Below are 2,154 nucleotides of genomic sequence, written 5' to 3'. Positions count from 1 at the left end.
TGAGCTTTGTCCCGAAGTCTGTGCCGGGGGCGATCCGGTAGGCCGTCCCGATTTTGGAGAAGAACCAGAACACAAAGAGGTACGGCAGGTTTGGGAGCACATATTTTCTGATTTTGTCACTCAACGTCCGTCCTTCACCGCCTCTCTGGTCCGCTGCTTTTCCTTTGCCTGCGTCCTGATTTGCTCCGTGAAATTCCGAAGCTGACCGAGGATGGAAGCCTTGTCCTGCTCTTTGTTCAGCACCTTTGCGCTGTACTTCTGGAAGGCCGCCGTGATAGCGTCCGCCTGATTGGCTTTGAAAAACAGCAGGTAATGACCGGGGCTCACTTTATGGAAAGCGTAGTCCACATGGAACTCCTTCGCGATCCGGTCAAAATCCTTTGGAGCTCCCACATAGGGCATGGCACTTTTGCCGCCATAGTGGTTCATCAGCTTTTTCACGCTCTGGCGTCCCTGCGGGGTCAGCGCCTTCTGGTGGTGCTTTTGCAGCGCCCGAACCACCTTGCCAAGAGCGGCAGCCAGCACTTTTCCTGTGAGCTTCGTTGTCCTGATCGAAAGGGCAACCGTTTTTTGGTTTACTTCTTCTTGCATAAAACCTCCTTTCCGTCGGGGTTCCCGCTATCCGGGAGGTCCCCGTACAATCTCGGGGAACAGAAAACCTCGGGCCAATGTGGCCCGAGGCTTACCGCTCGGCATCTCTGCCGGACGGAGCTTTCTTTTCCGGCTCCGTCTGGACTTTTTCGTCCTGTTCCCGCATGGTCTGCAAGATAGAGGGCTTCTTTTGAAGTTGGGAGGCTTTTCGCCGGACAGCGGCTTGATACATTCCAGACGGTCAGCCGCCCGGATGGCGTTGTCCGTGAGCTGCCTCTGCCATGCGCCCACGCTGGGAGCCCAACGAAAGCCGCTGCTTTTCAGCTCGGCCCGGGTGTCCGCGTCAGGCTTTCCGTCAAAGAACACCTGCAAGCGGTTGTCCTCCCGGTTCATTTCCACACGACCCCCATCGAACTCCCAGCCGGAAAATTCCTGCTGTGCCTGTTTGGAAAGATGTTCGATACGGGCCTTTACCCGGCGGATCTCCGCATTGTTGTTGGTTAGCTGGTAACTTTCAAAGGGCCTCGGGTCGCTTCGCCAACTTGACGCCATGCTTGCTTTCAGCTTTTCGATCTGGTCCGGCGACAGCAGCGCACAGCCGTCCAGCTTGCCATGCTTGCGGTAATAGGCGTTGACCTCCTTCATAATGAGCTGGGAGCGTTCCAGCCCGTCCAGCTTCTTCTGGAGCTTTTCAATCGCTGCCGGGTCATCGGCGCTGATCCCGCCCATGCCGGTGCTGCGTATCTTATCCAGCAGCCCTTGAATATACCGCCATTCCTCCATGTTGCTGTCCCGGGCCCGGTTCTGTTTTTCCTTCTTTCCCACCGGGAAATTGGAAGGCCCGGCGATCAGCACAGAGGGAACCCTTGCGTCAATGGCAAAGCCTTGGTTCATGTTTTCGGCCAGCTTGCGGGCGTAGGTGTCTAACAGATGGTCGATCTTCTCATGGTACATGGGGTCCACCCGGGATTTCTGCTTTTCCGCTACGGCGGCGGCCTTGTCCACCATTGCCCGGTATTCCGCCGTTGCGCTCCCTTCCTTGTAGTCGGAAAAGCTGTTCATTTCTTTTGCCCGGCGGGCGGCTCCTTCATTGATAGGGTAATAGTTGATGGTATGCACCTCCTTTATGCTTCGGGCCATGCTGGCCCGAAGTCTTACCGTTCTTCATGGGAAGGCCCCGCCTTGTCCTTTTTCGGAGCGGGTGGGGCTTCTTGAAACCGTTTGAGTGTAGCGAGAATGGAGTGGACAGGCTCGGCCTTTTCAGGATAGGCAAATATCCGGTGTTCCGGCGGAATGTCCTGCGGCCCGTGGTAATACTCCTTGAAGCCCTCCGGGACTGCCGACACATACCCACCGGGAGCGAATACGCCGCCCTCGTTGATACGCACATCCCGCCCGTATGCCTCATAATCGAAGTAGTTCTGAATGTGCTCCGGTATGTCGATAGTCCCAAGCTCGTCGGCGTAAAGACGGCCCAGCCCTTCATCATCGGAAATATCCGGGTAAAAGCGGTAAAGGTCAAGGTTCTGCGTCAGGTTTATCAAATCCTTCACGCTCCTTGTG

At 56.2% G+C, this 2,154-nt stretch carries 3 protein-coding genes and 1 pseudogene; all 4 read right to left on the bottom strand.

Translation table 11 applies throughout. The annotated features are described in order from the left end of the window. A pseudogene (locus DW965_RS22365) lies at positions 1-124 on the bottom strand (conjugal transfer protein TraG); the annotation flags it as partial. Then, positions 121-591 carry a PcfB family protein gene (locus DW965_RS18550; RefSeq protein ID WP_117982197.1) on the bottom strand — a complete coding sequence of 157 codons (471 nt, stop codon included), beginning with the start codon at positions 589-591 and terminating at the stop codon, positions 121-123. The gene DW965_RS18550 and the pseudogene DW965_RS22365, both read right to left, overlap by 4 nt. 27 nt (positions 592-618) lie before the next feature. Beyond that, positions 619-1,710, bottom strand: coding sequence for a hypothetical protein (locus DW965_RS18545; protein ID WP_243036692.1), 1,092 nt, complete (start codon positions 1,708-1,710; stop codon positions 619-621). Positions 1,711-1,745: 35 nt separating this feature from the next. Further along, a partial coding sequence (locus tag DW965_RS18540) for an antirestriction protein ArdA (RefSeq protein WP_147398823.1) occupies positions 1,746-2,154 on the bottom strand: 409 nt, incomplete at its 5' end.

Origin of the sequence: Blautia sp. AM47-4 (genome assembly GCF_003479865.1) — a bacterium.
Classification (GTDB): domain Bacteria; phylum Bacillota; class Clostridia; order Lachnospirales; family Lachnospiraceae; genus Fusicatenibacter; species Fusicatenibacter saccharivorans.
Note: the sequence above shows the minus strand (reverse complement) of the source record. Positions and strands in the feature narration are given on the sequence as shown.

Bases quoted from the DNA above. Each gene is read 5' to 3' on its own strand.
- DW965_RS18550 (WP_117982197.1), bottom strand. From the start codon at position 591: ATGCAAGAAGAAGTAAACCAAAAAACGGTTGCCCTTTCGATCAGGACA.